The 13,988-nt window shown below is 69.8% G+C and carries 10 protein-coding genes and 2 pseudogenes; 9 read left to right on the top strand and 3 right to left on the bottom strand.

Annotated features, from left to right (window positions below; translation table 11 throughout):
- The first annotated feature begins 33 nt into the window (after positions 1-33).
- From SLUN_RS08360 to SLUN_RS08345, 3 genes and pseudogenes are all read left to right on the top strand, one after another.
- Positions 34-1,320: a glycosyltransferase family 4 protein gene (locus SLUN_RS08360; RefSeq protein WP_108147885.1), complete on the top strand. Its 1,287-nt coding sequence runs from the start codon at positions 34-36 to the stop codon at positions 1,318-1,320.
- On the top strand, positions 1,317-2,135 hold the full coding sequence (locus SLUN_RS39385; RefSeq protein WP_159100214.1) for a hypothetical protein: 819 nt from the start codon (positions 1,317-1,319) through the stop codon (positions 2,133-2,135). Before SLUN_RS08360 ends, SLUN_RS39385 begins: the two co-directional genes overlap by 4 nt.
- A gap of 119 nt (positions 2,136-2,254) precedes the next feature.
- Positions 2,255-3,208 (top strand): annotated as a pseudogene (locus SLUN_RS08345) (helix-turn-helix transcriptional regulator); the annotation flags it as partial.
- Here the strand turns inward: SLUN_RS08345 and ctaD are convergent.
- Positions 3,171-4,880: an aa3-type cytochrome oxidase subunit I gene (gene ctaD, locus SLUN_RS08340; protein ID WP_108147881.1), complete on the bottom strand. Its 1,710-nt coding sequence runs from the start codon at positions 4,878-4,880 to the stop codon at positions 3,171-3,173. The pseudogene SLUN_RS08345 and the gene ctaD overlap by 38 nt on opposite strands.
- 419 nt (positions 4,881-5,299) lie before the next feature.
- On the opposite strand from ctaD, the gene SLUN_RS08335 reads away from it, so the two are divergent.
- Entirely contained in the window at positions 5,300-5,524 is a 225-nt protein-coding gene (locus tag SLUN_RS08335) for an I78 family peptidase inhibitor (RefSeq protein ID WP_108147880.1), read from the top strand.
- 267 nt (positions 5,525-5,791) lie between these two features.
- Here the strand turns inward: SLUN_RS08335 and SLUN_RS08330 are convergent, their stop codons facing one another.
- Complete coding sequence (locus tag SLUN_RS08330; RefSeq protein ID WP_108147879.1) at positions 5,792-6,775, bottom strand: phosphatase PAP2 family protein; 984 nt, start codon at positions 6,773-6,775, stop codon at positions 5,792-5,794.
- A gap of 504 nt (positions 6,776-7,279) precedes the next feature.
- Between SLUN_RS08330 and SLUN_RS08325 the strand changes: the two genes are divergently transcribed.
- Positions 7,280-8,911, top strand: a complete 1,632-nt coding sequence (locus SLUN_RS08325; RefSeq protein WP_108147878.1) for an MFS transporter — start codon at positions 7,280-7,282, stop codon at positions 8,909-8,911.
- A gap of 99 nt (positions 8,912-9,010) precedes the next feature.
- Complete coding sequence (locus SLUN_RS08320; RefSeq protein WP_108147877.1) at positions 9,011-10,201, top strand: acyl-CoA dehydrogenase family protein; 1,191 nt, start codon at positions 9,011-9,013, stop codon at positions 10,199-10,201.
- A 73-nt stretch (positions 10,202-10,274) separates the two neighbouring features.
- Here the strand turns inward: SLUN_RS08320 and SLUN_RS08315 are convergent, their stop codons facing one another.
- Complete coding sequence (locus SLUN_RS08315; RefSeq protein WP_108154598.1) at positions 10,275-10,712, bottom strand: cell division protein SepF; 438 nt, start codon at positions 10,710-10,712, stop codon at positions 10,275-10,277.
- A gap of 289 nt (positions 10,713-11,001) precedes the next feature.
- On the opposite strand from SLUN_RS08315, the gene SLUN_RS08310 reads away from it, so the two are divergent.
- The 3 genes and pseudogenes from SLUN_RS08310 (at position 11,002) to SLUN_RS08300 (ending at position 13,863) form a co-directional block, all read left to right on the top strand.
- Entirely contained in the window at positions 11,002-12,210 is a 1,209-nt protein-coding gene (locus tag SLUN_RS08310; protein WP_175313605.1) for a DUF5685 family protein, read from the top strand.
- Between the two features lie 31 nt (positions 12,211-12,241).
- Positions 12,242-12,713: pseudogene (locus SLUN_RS08305) on the top strand (DUF1684 domain-containing protein).
- A 250-nt stretch (positions 12,714-12,963) separates the two neighbouring features.
- Positions 12,964-13,863 carry a S1 family peptidase gene (locus SLUN_RS08300; protein ID WP_108147875.1) on the top strand — a complete coding sequence of 300 codons (900 nt, stop codon included), beginning with the start codon at positions 12,964-12,966 and terminating at the stop codon, positions 13,861-13,863.
- The last annotated feature ends 125 nt before the right edge of the window (positions 13,864-13,988 follow it).

The following is a 13,988-nucleotide window of genomic DNA, read 5'->3' as shown; positions in this document are numbered from 1 at the left end:
GCACACCGGAAGACCTGGGGGACACGGCGGCACATGCACATCTCTTTTCTGCTCCACAACGCGTACGGCATCGGCGGGACGATCCGGACGACGTTCAACCTCGCCCAGACCCTGGCCGAGGAGCACGAAGTCGAGATCGTCTCCGTCTTCCGCCACCGCGACGAGCCGATGATGGGCGCCCCTTGCGGGGTCACCATGAAGCACCTGGTCGATCTGCGGACGACGAGCCCGGGCTACGACGGCCACCGCCCGGAGTACGGGCTCCCCGCCAAGGTCTTTCCGCGCGGCGACGGCCGGCACAAGCAGTACAGCCGCCTCACCGACGCCCGGATCGCCGCCCATCTGCGCTCCCTCCAGGCCGATGTCGTCGTCGGCACCCGGCCCGGACTCAACGTCCACATCGCCCGCCAGACCAGGCGCGGCCCGGTCCGCGTCGGCCAGGAGCACCTCACGCTGGACAGCTACGGCCACCGGCTGCGCCGCGAGATCGGGTACCGCTACCCGCTCCTCGACGCGGTCACCACGGTCACGGAGGCGGACGCCCGCTCCTACCGCTCCCAGCCGAACCTGCGCGGCGTACGGATCGACTCCGTCCCCAACTGCGTGCCCCTGCCCAAGGTCGCCCCGGCCGACCTGGCCGCCAAGTGGATCGTCGCGGCCGGCCGGCTGACCGGGGTCAAGCGGTACGACCTGCTGGTCAAGGCGTTCTCCAAGGTGGTCGCGGCCCGCCCCGACTGGCGGCTGCGGATCTACGGCGGCGGGGACGCGACCGGCAACGAGCGGAACGCCCTCCATGCCCTGATCGCGGAGCGCGGGCTGCACAACCATGTCTTCCTGATGGGGCCCGCCAACCCGCTCGAACCGGAGTGGGTCAAGGGCTCGATCGCCGCCGTCACCTCCAGCCGCGAATCGTTCGGCATGACCATCGTCGAGGCGATGCGCTGCGGCGTCCCCGTCGTCTCCACCGACTGCCCGCACGGGCCCGGCGAGATCATCGAGGACGGCGTCGATGGCCGGCTGGTCCCGGTCGGTGACGTGGACGCGATCGCCGACGCGCTGCTGGGGCTGATCGACGACGACGAACTGCGGCGCCGTACGGGACAGGCAGCGCTCACCGCCTCGGCCCGCTTCGACCCGGCGCGCATCGCGCAGCGCCATGCGGCCCTGTTCACGGAGCTCGTCGCGCGCCGCCAGGGTGGTCGCACGCACAGCGCACTGCGCGACGCGCTGTACCGAGGCCGGAGCGCGCTGTACGACATGGCGTACTCCCTGCGTGATCGGGCCGCCGACGTGATCCGGAGAAGGAAGAGAGCCTCATGACCACGTCCACCTCATCAGCCGTCGAGCAGCGGACACCACGGGCCGACTGCATCGCGGACTCGGCAGGCGGCATCACCTTCGACCTGGCGGTGCCCGCTTCGCCGGACGCGGTGCTGGTGCTGAAGCCGCGCTCCGGCAAGGACGCGGCGGACGAGGTGCGGCTGCCGCTGACCCCTCTGGGGGACGGCTCTTCGCGCGCCGTACTGCCCAGCACCGTCGAACTGGCCGAGGGCCACTGGGATGTGCTGCTCAGCAAGCAGGGCGTGGACGGCGGTGACGCCGTGGAGCCCGGCATCCGGGATCTGCGGGCGCTCCTCGACCGCGCCCCTCACGCCGACCGGATCACCGCGCGAGTCCCCTGTCCTGCGGCGGGCGGCCGCCTCGCGCTGCGCTGCTGGGCGCGCGCGCCGCACGCCGAGGCCGGCGACATCGGCTTCGCGCCCCAGCAGGGCGCACTGACGGTGGAGGGGCTTCTGTACGGCGCCGAGCCGGCCGGAGGAGCTGTGGCGGAGGCAAGGCTCCACTCCGGCGAACTGGTGCACGAGGTGCCGGTGACGGGCGAGGGCAGGGCCTTCGCCTTCACCCTGCCGTGCCGGCCGATGGCCGGAAAGCCGCTCGGCAAGGGGCAGGTGTGGGATCTGTGGCTGCGCCCGGCCGCGGACGCCCCCGCGATCCGGATCTCCCGCATCCTCGACGACATCTGGGACAGGAAGGACATCTTCGTCTACCCGAGGCTGACCACGGACACCTGTCACGCCGCGGCCTTCTACACCAACGACAACGACCTCTGCTTACGCCTCACCGAAGCGGGCTGAAGAGGCCCTGACGTCCCCGACCAGGGGATCGGGAGCCTCCAGCGCGGCGAAGCCATGTCCCTCAGGGCACGCAGGCTTGCGGACAGTCGGTGTCCTCAATGGCTGGCAGACTCGAAGCCATGTTGGAGACCTCGGCAAGACTGCTGCGTCTGCTCTCACTGCTGCAGGCCCACCGTGAATGGTCCGGGGCCGATCTGGCCGACCGGCTCGGTGTCACACCGCGGACCGTACGGCGCGACGTGGACCGGCTGCGCGAGCTCGGCTATCCCGTCAACGCCAGCCCCGGCACGGGCGGTGGCTATCAGCTCGGCGCGGGGGCCGAGCTGCCGCCGCTGCTGCTCGACGACGAGGAGGCCGTGGCCGTCGCGGTCGGGCTGCGCACCGCCGCCGGCAACGGCATCGAGGGCATCGGCGAAACCTCCGTACGCGCCCTGGCCAAGCTGGAGCAGGTGCTGCCGCACCGGCTGCGCCGCCGGGTCGGCGCGCTCAACGCGTTCACCGTATCGATGTTCCGCGCACCTCAGTCACAGGTCGACGCCTCCGTGCTCACCGAACTGGCCAACGCCTGCAGGGACAGCGAGCGGCTGCGCTTCGAGTACCGCGACCATGGCGGCTCCGCCACCCGCCGCAGCGTGGAGCCGCACCGCCTGGTCTGCACCGAGCGGCGCTGGTATCTGGTCGCCTGGGACCTGGACCGTGCCGACTGGCGTACGTTCCGGGCGGACCGGATCACCCCGAAGCCGCCGCACGGACCGCACTTCACCCCGCGCACCCCGCCGGCCGAGGACCTCGCGGCGTATGTCTCCAGGGGTGTGTCCACCCGCGCCTACGCGGCACAGGCGGTCATCAGACTCCATACGTCCGCCGAGCTGGCCGCCCAGATCGTCGGCCCGTCCGACGGGGTGCTCGAGGCGGTCGACGAGAACACCTGTCTGCTGCGCACCGGGGCCGCCAGCCTGGACGTGCTGGTGATCCATGTGATGCTCATGGGCGTGGACTTCGAGGTGATCGAGCCGGCGGAGCTGACCGAGCACATCAGGGCAGTCCGGGACCGGCTTTCCCGGGCCCTGGACTGATCGAGTCCGGTTCGTGTGCCAGCTCCTCCACCGCCGCGAACTCGGGATGGTGCAGATCGAAGGCGGGCGACTCGGAGCGGATACGGGGGATGGTCACGAAGTTGTGGCGGGGCGGCGGACAGGACGTGGCCCACTCCAGCGAACGCCCGAACCCCCAGGGGTCGTCCATGCCGACCTTCTTCCCGTACTTGGCGGTCTTCCAGACGTTGTAGAGGAACGGCAGCGTCGAGATGCCGAGCAGGAACGAGCCGATGGTGGAGATGGTGTTGAGCGCGGTGAAGCCGTCGGCCGCCAGATAGTCCGCGTACCGCCGTGGCATGCCCTCCGCGCCCAGCCAGTGCTGGACCAGGAAGGTGGTGTGGAAGCCGATGAACAGTGCCCAGAACTGGATCTTGCCGAGCCGCTCGTCGAGCATCTTGCCGGTGAACTTGGGCCACCAGAAGTAGAAGCCGCCGAAGGTCGCGAAGGCGACGGTGCCGAAGACGACGTAGTGGAAGTGCGCCACCACGAAGTACGAGTCGGTGACATGGAAGTCCATCGGCGGCGAGGCCAGGATGACGCCGGTCAGCCCACCGAACAGGAACGACACCAGGAAGCCGACGGCCCACAGCATCGGTGTCTCGAAGGACAGCGAGCCCTTGAGCATCGTCCCCGACCAGTTGAAGAACTTCACCCCGGTCGGGACCGCGATCAGGAACGACAAGAAGGAGAAGAAGGGCAGCAGCACCGCGCCGGTGGCGAACATGTGGTGCGCCCACACCACCACCGAGAGCCCGGTGATGGCCATGGTCGCGGCGACGAGCGTGAGGTAGCCGAAGATCGGCTTCCGGGAGAAGACCGGGAGGATCTCGGTGACGATGCCGAAGAACGGCAGCGCGATGATGTAGACCTCCGGATGGCCGAAGAACCAGAAGAGGTGCTGCCACAGCAGCGCCCCGCCGGACTCCGGCTGGAACACCACCGATCCGAACTGCCGGTCCGACTCCAGCACGAGCAGCGCGGCCGCGAGAACGGGGAAGGCGAACAGCACCAGGATCGACGTGAAGAGCACGTTCCAGGTGAAGATCGGCAGCCGGAACATCGTCATGCCGGGCGCGCGCATCCCGATGATGGTGGTGATGAAGTTGACCGCGCCGAGGATCGTGCCGAAGCCCGCGAGCGCGAGACCCATGATCCACATGTCGGCGCCGATGCCCGGCGAGCGCTCCAGGGAGTTGAGCGGGGCGTAGGCGAACCAGCCGAAGCTCGCCGGTCCGCTCGGGGTCAGCAGGGAGCCGAGCACGATCAGGCCGCCGAAGAGGTACAGCCAGTACGAGAGCATGTTCAGCCGTGGGAAGGCCACGTCCGGTGAGCCGATCTGCAGCGGCATGATCTCGTTGGCGAAGCCGGCGAAGGCGGGGGTGGCGAAGAGCAGCAGCATGATCGTGCCGTGCAGCGTGAACGCCTGGTTGAACTCGTTGTTGCTCATCAGCTGGAGCCCGGGGCGGGCCAGCTCGGCGCGCATCATCAGCGCGAGCAGCCCGGCGATCAGGAAGAAGATGAACGAGGTGATCAGATACAGGTGCCCGATCTTCTTGTGATCCGTGGTGGTCAGCCAGTCCACCACCACCCTGCCCGGCTTCTGTACCCGTGCCCGTTCGGCTGTCGCCTCAGCGGTCTCGGTACCCATCGTTGCCCCCTCGCTGTCCGCGGCTCGGGCTTCGTCGCACCGGTTTCGGGCTGCAGACATGATGCTCGCGGTCCGGTCGTCTTCAACAGGGTGCGTACGCGGCGGGATGCGTGTTCGGTCAGGAGGCCGCACGTAGGAGCGGGGGGTTATGTAAGGAACCCGTAAATTACCTACGCTCCGTCAATTCCTGGGGAGACACCTGCCGCGGACAATTCCGCGAGGATATTCGACGTGATCGCCAAAGCGTGCGCAATTACTGTGGGGGCGACGCTGAACTGCTCGTTCGAGTGACGGCGTTTGAGCTGAACGCGTGTCGTGATCCTGTGACAGAAGCGTGACCGCTGAGGTACGTGGGACTGTTGACGCATGCTCGGACCCCCGACTTCCGTCACCGTCCGAGGCCGCCTACGGTGGGTGTCATGGCACCCGTACCGACTCCTCCCGCACAGCCCGACGACGCCCCCGAGTCGTATGTCGGCCTCCCCGCCGAGGGCGCCGAGGGCGCCGAGCAGCTGGCCCGCGAGCGCGGCTGGACCACTGTCCGATCACTGCCGCCGGGCGCGATCATCACCATGGAGTACCTGGTGGGCCGGCTCAACTTCGAGGTGGAGGGCGGCACCGTCGTCCGCTGCTGGATCGGCTGACATCCCCGTACGCGCCCCGGACCACCGGCCCGTACCCGGGCACGGCGAAGGCCCCGACCTGGACGGTCGGGGCTGGGCCGTGTCTGACAAATCCCGCCTGGCGCGCGACGCCCTGTACGCACACTCGCTGCGTTGTCGGAGTCATCCCAGTACGTCCAGTACGAGGATGATCCTCCGCCTTGCGATTGCACGCACCGGACGCCGCGCGCCCCGCCCTGCGGGCGGACGGCGCTATTTGTCAGGCACGGCCCAGGGCGCTCTGCCAGGTCAGCCGCCCGTGACCGGCCGTGAGGTCGGCGGACGGCGGCTGCCGGACGGAGTGAGCGGCGTCCGCTCGGAGCGCACCGCATGCGGCCGCGGCTGGGCGAGCTGCGTCGCGGTCCGCGTCGTGGACACGGACCTGCTGCCTCCCGCGGCCACCGGCTCACGGCTCTGCTCGTCGTCCCCCAACGGCCCACGCTGGGGGAACATCGCAGGCCGCGGGCCACCAGCGGCGACCGGCAGGGACGGGGCGAGCCGACGGCGCGCACGCCACTGCTCGCGCAGCGAGAGGATCCAGGCTTCCGCACGGCCGATCAGCGGCTCGCACCAGGGCAGGGCGAGCAGGATCAGCAGCCCGGCGGCCCAGCCGAGCAGCACATCGCTCAGCCAGTGCGTACCGAGATAGACGGTGGTCAGTCCGACTCCGAGGGAGACCACGGCCGAGAGGGCCGACAGATAGCGCCTGGCGCGCGGAGTGGTGGCCAGATACGCCAGGATTCCCCAGGTCACGACCGCGTTCGCGGTATGTCCGGAAGGAAATATATCGCCGCCGGCGAAGAGCTCGGCGGATCCGATCTCGGTCGCGTAGTGGGGGCCGAGCCGCCCGAGGCCGATCTTGACCGCGCCGACGGTCACGTTGAGCAGCAGCAGCGAGGCGCCCAGCGCCAGCAGGGGCCGGAGGGTGTGCTGACGCCAGGAGCGCCAGCCGAGCCAGGCCGCGACCATCACGGCGGTGGGGCCGCGCTGGCCGAGGACCACGAAGTAGTCGAGAAAGGCGTGCAGCTCGGACCACTGCTGGTAGGGCCGGAAGAGCATGACCTTCCAGTCGATGATCACCAGCCAGGACGGCACCAGTACGGCGACCACGATGGCGAGATAGAACGCCGACGTCCCGCCGAAGAGCGCGAGACGGGTGCGGCTCATCCGCGGGATCTCTATCTTCGGCGGTTCCGGCTCCCGGTCCAGGCGGGCAAAGATGTCGGTACGCACCCAATCGACGTTACAGCGAGTGAGTGAGGGCCCAGGTCGATCCCGGCCGTTCGTGATGACGATGTGATGTGGACTATGTCTCAGCTCCCGCTCTATTCCAGACCAATCCGGAAATCACGGTGACCTTGTGAGCTATTTTCCGGGAGGTCGACTCCGGGAGAGTTCTTTCTGTGTCGCGGAAATAGTTCACCGCTTGCCCGTATGGAATTTCCCCCTCGTTCGGCAGCGCCCGAGATCGACTTCGGTGCGGCTCGGGACAGTTGGGGGTGGAGCCCAGGTCAGGCGCAGGCCCGGGTCCGATCGGCCCGCCCAGGGGACTCGGCGTGGCGTACGCCACACTCGCGAGGCCTTCGAGGTGAGAGATCGACCACGCGCCACTGGCCTGAACTCGCGTACTCTGACGGCTCACTCGCCCGTCGATGCCGGGCCGCCCCAGTGGGACACCGCTCTGTACCGTCCCCGGCCGGCCCGCCGAGCGCGAGGGACTCATTGGGAGGTAGGTACATGTTGGGGACGACCACGGCCGGAGCACGGCTGCGTGCCGTCGGCGGCGGTGCCAACCGCTGGGTCGTCCTTGTCGTCCTCTGTATCAGCCTTCTACTGGTCACGCTCGACGCGACCGTGCTGCATGTTGCCGTCCCGGCCGTCACGGAGGATCTGCGCCCCAGCGGCGTCGAGCTGCTCTGGATAGTGGACGCGTATCCCCTCATCTGCGCCGCCCTGCTGATCCTCTTCGGCACCCTCGGCGACCGGGTCGGACGCCGCCGTGTCCTGCTGATCGGTTACGGGATCTTCGGCGCAGCCTCCGCGGTCGCCGCCCTCGCCACCACCCCCGAGGTGCTGATCGGGGCGCGCGCCCTGCTCGGCGTCGGCGGCGCGATGATCATGCCTGCGACGCTCTCCATACTCCGGGCCGTCTTCCCGGACCGGCGGGAGCGGGCGATGGCCATCGGCATCTGGACCGCGGTCGCCGCGGTCGGCGCCGCCACCGGACCCGTAATCGGCGGCTTCCTCGTCGAGCACTTCTGGTGGGGCTCGGTCTTCCTGATCAACATCCCGCTGATGGCACTGATCCTGCCGATCGCCCGCTGGCTGCTGCCCGAGTCCAGGGGCGGCGCCGACGGCCCCTGGGACGTACTCGGCGCGCTGATGGCGGCGGCCGGTGTGCTCGGCGCGGTACTCGGCGTGAAGCGGCTGGGCGCCGGCGAGGGCCTGCTCGACGTCAGGACCGCCTGCCCGCTGCTGGTGGGCGGCGTGCTGCTCGCCCTGTTCGTACGGCGGCAGAAGCGCCGCGAGCACCCGCTGGTCGATATGCGGATGTTCGCCAGCGCCACCTTCTCCACTTCCGTCGGCTGCATCGTCCTCGCCATGCTCGCGCTGGTCGGCCTCGAGCTGATCGCCGTCCAGTACCTCCAGCTGGTCCTCGGCCTGAGCCCGCTGGAGACGGGTCTGCGGCTGCTGCCGCTGACCTTCGCCGCGATGGCCGCCGGCGCCACCGGCTCGCACACGCTGCACCGCATCGGCCCGCGCCGGATGGTCGGCTGGGGCTTCGTCCTCACCGCGGCGGCTGTGCTGCTGCTGACCCTGATGGGCCAGGACGACCGGCCCTGGCTGCTCACCACGGGCTTCGTACTCCTCGGCTTCGGACTGCAGACCACGCTCTTCGCCGCGTACGAGTCGATGCTCAGCGAGGCGCCGCCGGAGCAGGCCGGCGGGGCGGCCGCGATCGGTGAGACGTCCTACCAGCTGGGTGCGGGCATGGGGATCGCCCTGCTCGGCAGCATCATGAACGCCGCCTACGCGCCCGCGTTCACCTCCCTCGGCGGCGTCCCGGGATCGGCGAGCTCCGCCGCGTCCCATTCGCTGGGCGAGGCCTACCAGGTGGCGGACCGGCTGGGCGGCGCGCCCGGCGAGGTGCTGCGCAACACCGCGCGCCACTCCTTCGTCCACGGCCTCCATGTCACGCTCCTGGTCAGCGCCGGGCTGCTGCTGCTCGGCGCGCTCGCCGCGCTGCGGCTGCCGCGGGTCATGGAGTGCCCGACGGTCGAGAAGTGCCCCAGGCCGAGGCGCGAAGTCCCGCTTCCGGCAAGCCGCGAGCCCGCCGAGGCCACCGGGTCTGGACGCAGGGCACACTGAGCCGTAACGTCAGCCGAGCCGTAACTAGCGCTGCTAGTTTTCGGTGATCGGTGATCCACTGTTGTGATCCGCTGTGTGAGCGCCACCGGAGGCCACGCCATGTCCGCACCCTCGAAGCTGCCGCCCTTCGACGCCGGCGACCCCCTCGGCCTCGACGATCTGCTCGAACCCGAGGACCTCGCGATCCGCGACACCGTCCGCAGCTGGGCCGCCGACCGCGTACTGCCGTACATCGCCGACTGGTACGAGCGCGGCGAGCTCCCCGACGTCCGCGGGCTGGCCCGTGAGCTCGGCTCGATCGGCGCCCTCGGGATGTCGCTGACGGGGTACGGCTGCGCCGGCGCCAGCGCCGTCCAGTACGGACTGGCCTGCCTCGAGCTCGAGGCCGCCGACTCGGGCATCCGCTCGCTCGTCTCCGTACAGGGCTCGCTCGCCATGTACGCGATCCACCGCTTCGGCTCCGAGGAGCAGAAGCAGCGCTGGCTGCCCGGCATGGCGGCGGGCGGGATCATCGGCTGCTTCGGCCTCACCGAGCCCGACCACGGCTCCGACCCGGCCGGTATGCGCACCTTCGCCAAGCGCGACGGCGGCGACTGGGTGCTCACCGGCCGCAAGATGTGGATCACCAATGGCTCGGTGGCCGGGGTCGCCGTCGTCTGGGCGCAGACCGACGGGGGCATTCGCGGTTTCGTCGTACCGACGGACGCCCCCGGCTTCTCCGCCCCCGAGATCAAGCACAAGTGGTCGCTGCGCGCGAGCGTGACCAGCGAGCTGGTCATGGACGAGGTGCGGCTGCCCGCCGATGCGGTGCTGCCGGACGTCACCGGTCTGAAGGGCCCGCTGAGCTGTCTGTCGCACGCCCGCTACGGCATCGTCTGGGGCTCGATGGGCGCGGCCCGCGCCAGCTTCGAGTCGGCGCTGGAGTACTCGAAGACGCGCGAGCAGTTCGGCAGGCCGATCGGCGGCTTCCAGCTCACCCAGGCCAAGCTCGCCGACATGGCCGTCGAACTGCACAAGGGGATCCTGCTCGCCCACCATCTGGGCCGCCGCATGGACGCGGGGAAACTCCGCCCCGAGCAGGTCAGCCTCGGGAAGCTCAACAATGTGCGGGAGGCGATCGAGATCTGCCGCACCTCGCGCACCATCCTCGGTGCGAACGGGATTTCGCTGGAGTACCCCGTGATGCGACATGCGACGAACCTCGAGTCGGTGCTCACCTACGAGGGCACCGTCGAGATGCACCAGCTGGTGCTGGGCAAGGCGCTCACCGGCCTGGATGCCTTCCGGTGACCCGGTGACCCGGTGACCCGGCGGCCTGTTGGCCCCACCTGCCGGACGGGCGGGCGGCTGGCGAGCGCCTTGCTCAGTTCTGGTTGAAGAAACCGTCCTGCGCAGGACGGCCGGCGGCTTCCCCGCTGACGACCTGCGTGTCGGCGGGGCTCAGCAGGAAGACCCGGGTCGCAACACGGTCGATGGAGCCGCGCAGCCCGAAGGTCAGCCCGGCGGCGAAGTCCACGACGCGCTTGGCGTCGGTGGGCTCCATGGAGGTGAGGTTCACGATGACCGGGACGCCGTCCCGGAACAGCTCACCGATACCGCGGGCGTCCCGGAAGCTGGAGGGCGACACCGTGGCGATCCGGCGGCCCACTTCCTGGGCGGACTCGGAGGCCACGCGCACCCGGGGGTCGGTGACCCACGCGTCACCCGTCTCAGCACCCTCGGCGTACTCGTCGTCGTAGTAACGCTCGTCACCGTCCTCGACGAGTCCCAGCCAGGCGCTCGCCTTGCGCACAGATCCCATGGACGCCTCCTTCCGCTCCAGTCCGCTCATTGCGGTCTTCTGTCGTTCCGCATCCCTATGGTCGTCCATAATGCGGATCCCGCGCCAAGTGGATAGTCGCCGCGCAGGTGATTCGTGACGGTACTGGTGCAGAAGATGTGGCGATTCGTCAAGGTTCTACCTGTGTACGGGGCGTGGCGGGCCCAAAATATGAAAGTCGGGCCAGACGGGTGATGGTGGGGACGTACGGGTGAACGGTTGGCTCGATACGATGCCTGACGCACTGTTGAACGACTCTCGGGGGACCGTCGTGTTCGGAATCGTCAGGCCATGCACCCACCGGCTCACCGACGGGCTGAAAACCGAGTGGATGGCCCATCTCTGCGGGCTCTGTCTGGCACTTCGCTCCGACCACGGCCAGTTCGCCAGGGTCGTCACGAACTACGACGGTCTGATCGTCTCGGTCCTGACGGAGGCTCAGACCGAGCGCACCCCGGCATCGAGGCGCACCGCGGGCCCCTGCCCGCTGCGCGCCATGCGCACCGCGCCGGTCGCCCGGGGCGAGGGCGCGCGCCTGGCGGCGGCCGTCTCGCTGGTGCTGGCCTCAGCGAAGGTAAGGGACCACGTCGCCGACCGGGACGGGGTGTTGGCCCGCAAGCCGGTGGCTGCCGCGGCCCGCAGGGTCGCCGCGGGCTGGGACCGGGCGGGCGCCCGCACCGGCGCGGAACTCGGCTTCGACACGGCGGTACTGCTCGACGCGGTCGACCGGCAGACCGGGATCGAGGCGCTGGCCGGTCCTGGCACCCCGTTGCTGACGGTCACCGAACCGACCGAGACGGCGACAGCCGCAGCCTTCGCGCACACCGCCGTACTGGCCGGGCGGCCGGAGAACATGGCGCCGCTGGCCGAGGCGGGCAAGCTCTTCGGGCGGCTCGCGCATCTGCTGGATGCCGTGGAGGACAGGGAAGCTGACGCGGCGTCGGGTGCGTGGAACCCGCTCACTGGGACCGGCACCTCCCTGACCCAGGCGCGCAGGCTCGCCGACGACGCGCTGCACGGGATACGCCTCGCGCTGCGCGACGTCCGCTTCGTCGACGACAAGCTGGTGCATGTGCTGCTCGCTCACGAGCTGCGGACCTCGGTGGACCGTGCTTTCGGCACGACGACCTGTTCGCACCAGGGGTACGGAGCGCCGCAGCCGCCCCAGCACGGGAATCCGTACCAGGGCGGCGGCCATGGGCCGAATGGCTCGAACAACCCCTACGGCGGCGGCAACCCGGGAGTGCCCGGCGGACCCGGTGGCCCCGGCTGGCTGCCTCCGCAGTTCGGCGGTGAACCGCCGAAGCCCAAGCGGCGCGGCTTCCTGGCCGGCTGCGCGGTCTTCACCGGTCTCTTCTGCACCTGCCAGATCTGCTGCGCCAAGGAGTACGAGGGCCCCTGGTCCCGCAAGAAGCGGGAGGGCTGCTGCCGTGACTGCGACTGCCCGGACTGCTGCGACTGCTGCGGGTGCGACTGCTGACCCTGCGTCAGATTGCTGGGCGCGCGTCACGTTGCCCGACACGTCAGATGGGTCACTCGGCGCGTCACCTCGCTCCACCGCCGGAGGACACTGGATCTCCGGCGGCGAGATCTGCGACTTCTCGATCGCCGAAAGGAAGCAGGTGCGAATTCCGGCCGTCCCGGGGATCTGGACCGAGGACGGTGACGACGTGGTCCTGACCGCCACCGCCGAGGACGGTCTCACGGGTCCAGGGCATCGAGGCGACCGCGTACGACGCCCGCCGGTAGCTGACGGGACGCTTCCGTCCGTACGAGGAGCACCGCAGCGTACGGGTCGAGAACGCCGATGGGCGCGAGCGCGGCCTCGGCCTCGGCGGCGAGATCGCCTTCGAGCGTCGACTCAACCGGGCGCTGCCGCCGCCGTGCGCCTTCGCGGACCACTTCATCTGCCCCTTCCCGCCGCCCGGGAACACCCTTGAGGCAGGCGTGCCGGCGGGCGAACGGAACCTTCGCAGCCGCTGACCCGTCCTAAACGAGCAAGGCCGCATACGACACAGCCCCGGAGGCCACCGAGCCTCCGGGGCCGCGCGCCGTGAGGCGCCCGCGCGGCCGAAAGACGCCCTTGCGCGGGTAGTTGACGGCCCGAATACTCCCGTTGCAGCGCTTGTCAGGAGCACGGCTAGTCCGAAATCCGAACAGCTGCTCCCTGGCTGCGCCTCACGGGCCCCGAACCCCACTGAGGGCCCCCGATTCCCTTCGGGAGGAACGACAAGTGAGGATCAAGCGCACCACCCCCCGCAGTGGCACGGCGAGACGTACGCGTCTGCTCGCCGTCACCACTGGCCTGATCGCCGCCGCCGCTCTGGCAGTCCCCGCTGCCAGCGCCGACACCGCCCAGACCTTCAGCGCCAATCAGCTCACCGCCGCGAGCGACGCCGTACTCGACGCGGATGTGGCAGGTACCGCCTGGCACATCGACAAGGCAGCGGGCACCCTGGTCGTCACGGCCGACAGCACCGTCTCCCAGGCCGAGATAGCCCAGATCAAGCGTGAGGCCGGAGCGAACTCCGGTGCGCTGCGCATCGAGCGCACTCCCGGCACGTTCTCCAAGCTCATCTCCGGCGGCGACGCCATCTACGCCACCAGCTGGCGCTGTTCGGCGGGCTTCAACGTCCGCAGCGGCAGCACCTACTACTTCCTGACCGCCGGCCACTGCACCGACGGCTACCCGCCCTGGTACACCAACTCCTCGCGTACCACGAGCATCGGGCCCACGGCCGGATCCAGCTTCCCCGGCAATGACTACGGCATCGTGAGGTACTCGAACACCTCGCTCGCCCACCCGGGCACCGTCGGCAGCGTCGACATCACCAGCGCGGCCAACGCCACGGTCGGCATGTCCGTCACCCGCCGCGGCTCCACCACGGGCATCCACAGCGGCTCCGTCACGGGCCTCAACGCCACGGTCAACTACGGCGGCGGCGATGTCGTCTACGGGATGATCCGCACCAACGTCTGCGCCGAACCGGGCGACAGCGGCGGCCCGCTCCACTCCGGCAGCCGGGCCATCGGCCTGACCTCCGGCGGCAGCGGCAACTGCTCCTCCGGCGGCACGACGTTCTTCCAGCCGGTCACCGAAGCGCTCAGCGCCTATGGAGTCAGCGTCTACTGACCTGACGCACCACTTCCGCGGCCGACAGCCGTCGACAGCAGTCGAGCCCCCGTCCTGTGATACGGACGGGGGCTCGACGTCGCTCTCCCTTTTGAGAGGATGTCAGAGCGGTCGGGCACCGGAGA

It is taken from the genome of Streptomyces lunaelactis (assembly GCF_003054555.1).
Lineage (GTDB): Bacteria > Actinomycetota > Actinomycetes > Streptomycetales > Streptomycetaceae > Streptomyces > Streptomyces lunaelactis.
Note: the sequence above shows the minus strand (reverse complement) of the source record. Positions and strands in the feature narration are given on the sequence as shown.

Bases quoted from the DNA above. Each gene is read 5' to 3' on its own strand.
- SLUN_RS08360 (WP_108147885.1), top strand. From the start codon at position 34: ATGCACATCTCTTTTCTGCTCCACAACGCGTACGGCATCGGCGGGACG.
- SLUN_RS39385 (WP_159100214.1), top strand. From the start codon at position 1,317: ATGACCACGTCCACCTCATCAGCCGTCGAGCAGCGGACACCACGGGCC.
- ctaD (WP_108147881.1), bottom strand. From the start codon at position 4,880: ATGGGTACCGAGACCGCTGAGGCGACAGCCGAACGGGCACGGGTACAG.
- SLUN_RS08335 (WP_108147880.1), top strand. From the start codon at position 5,300: ATGGCACCCGTACCGACTCCTCCCGCACAGCCCGACGACGCCCCCGAG.
- SLUN_RS08325 (WP_108147878.1), top strand. From the start codon at position 7,280: ATGTTGGGGACGACCACGGCCGGAGCACGGCTGCGTGCCGTCGGCGGC.
- SLUN_RS08320 (WP_108147877.1), top strand. From the start codon at position 9,011: ATGTCCGCACCCTCGAAGCTGCCGCCCTTCGACGCCGGCGACCCCCTC.
- SLUN_RS08315 (WP_108154598.1), bottom strand. From the start codon at position 10,712: ATGGGATCTGTGCGCAAGGCGAGCGCCTGGCTGGGACTCGTCGAGGAC.